Source organism: Streptomyces sp. SPB074 (assembly GCF_000154905.1).
GTDB lineage: Bacteria > Actinomycetota > Actinomycetes > Streptomycetales > Streptomycetaceae > Streptomyces.
Genome location: NZ_GG770539.1, coordinates 260,465 through 262,252, shown reverse-complemented (window position 1 = coordinate 262,252; position 1,788 = coordinate 260,465). Strand labels below are relative to the sequence as shown.

Genomic DNA, 1,788 nt, shown 5'->3' with positions numbered 1-1,788 from the left:
GGCCGCGCCGCGATGCCCGTACGGTTCGCGGTCGTCGCCGACGGCGTCCCGGATCTGCTCGCGGCCCTGGAGCGCCTGGTCAAGGGCGTCGAACCGGGGCCCCGCGCCTACCTCGGAACGGCCTCGGCCACGCCTGCGGCGGCGGACACCGGCGGCACCCTGGAGGCCCGGGCCCGCGAGTGGGTCGCGGGCGCGAGCGACGATATTTTTTGACGCCGACGGCCCGCGCCCCGGTGACGAGACGGGTCCCCGCCGGGTCCCGCTGCCCGGTTACCCCTTCCGCGAGGAACGCTGCTGGCCCGGCGGGTGGACGGGGGACGGGCACGCCGCGCACGCTCCGTCCCCGGGCGACACCGCTGCCGCGCCCCGCCCGTCCTCGGAGGAGCCCGCTGCCGCGAACGTCCCGTCCGCTACCGGGCCCGCGCCCGTCGCGGTACCGGTGCCCGCCCCCTCCTCCCGCGACGACGGCGCCGAACTCGTCGTCCTGGAGGGCGGGATCGGCCTGATACGCCTGAACTCGCCCATGTTCACCGATCGGTTGCTGCGCGAGCTGCGGGAGGCGTTCGACGTGGTCGCCGCGCGCCCGGACGTCAAGGCCGTGGTCGTCACCGGCTCCGACGGCGTGTTCAGCATGGGCGGTACCGCCGAGGCGCTGGAGACGCTCGCCGGAGGCGAGGGCAGCTTCACGGACCAGGCGTTCGTCTACGAGGGCCTGCTGCGCTGCGACCGCCCCGTGGTCGCCGCCATCGACGGGCACGCCTCCGGCGGCGGCCTGGCCTTCGGCCTCTACGCCGACGTGGTGCTCCTGGCGGAGGAGAGCGTCTACAGCGCGAACTTCGTCGCCTACGGCTTCACCCCCGGCATGGGCGCGACCTACGTCCTGGAACGCCGGTTCGGCGCCGCCCTCGCGGACGAGATGATGCTGACGGGCAGGTCCCTGACCGGTGCCGAACTCCACCACCACGGCGCCATGGTCACGGTCCTGCCGCGGCACGAGGTGCTGACGGCCGCGCTCGACCGCGCCCGCGCGCTCGCCGCCCGCCCCGAGGGCGCGGTCCGCCGTCTCAAGCGGGAACTGGCCGACCGGGTCCTGGCCCGGCTGGACGACGTGGTCGGACGCGAGGTCCGGATGCACGAGGACGTGCTCGGCGACGAGGCCCGCGACCGGGTCAGGGGCCACTTCTCGCGCGTGGAGGCGTTCCGGGGGAGCGGGGCGGGCGGGGCGGCCACCGCGAAGGCCGCCGTGCCGGCACCCCGGCAGGAACCGGCACCGGTGCCCCCGGCCGAGCCGACGCCCGTAACGCCCGCGACAGCGCCCGCACCCGCGAGCGCGCCATCGCCCGCGCCGGTACCGCCCGCGGCCTCGGACGCGCCGCCGAACCCGCCGGCGCCCCCCGCGCCCGGGACCGGCGCCGAAGCCCTCGGCGCGCAGGCGCGGGCGGACGTCGTCACCTCCCTGGCCGAGGTGCTCTACCTGCGCCCGGAGGAGATCGACGACGAGCGGACCTTCGCCGAGATGGGGCTCGACTCGATCGGCGCCGTGGAGGTCGTCCGCCACCTCAACGAACGGCATGGCGCGGGGCTGGAGGCCGTCGCGGTCTACGACCACCCGACCGTGCCCGCGATGACCGCCGCCCTCCTGACGGCCCGCCACCACGCCGAGGCCCTGCACCGCGCGGCGCTCGGCTCCGCGGGCCCGTCCGCCGCCGGAGGCGGGGAGACCGCCTCGACGGCCGAGGACGCCGCTGCCCCGGCGGAGGCGCCCGTCTCCCCGGCCGGGAAGAGCAC

The 1,788-nt window shown here is 77.2% G+C and carries 2 protein-coding genes; both read left to right on the top strand.

Going from position 1 to position 1,788, the window contains the following annotated elements; genetic code table 11:
- On the top strand, positions 1-213 hold a 213-nt coding region (locus SSBG_RS33010; protein ID WP_037868627.1), incomplete at its 5' end, for a hypothetical protein.
- Positions 214-439: 226 nt separating this feature from the next.
- Positions 440-1,788: polyketide synthase (locus SSBG_RS30070; protein ID WP_050776690.1), on the top strand; the 1,349-nt coding region annotated here is incomplete at its 3' end.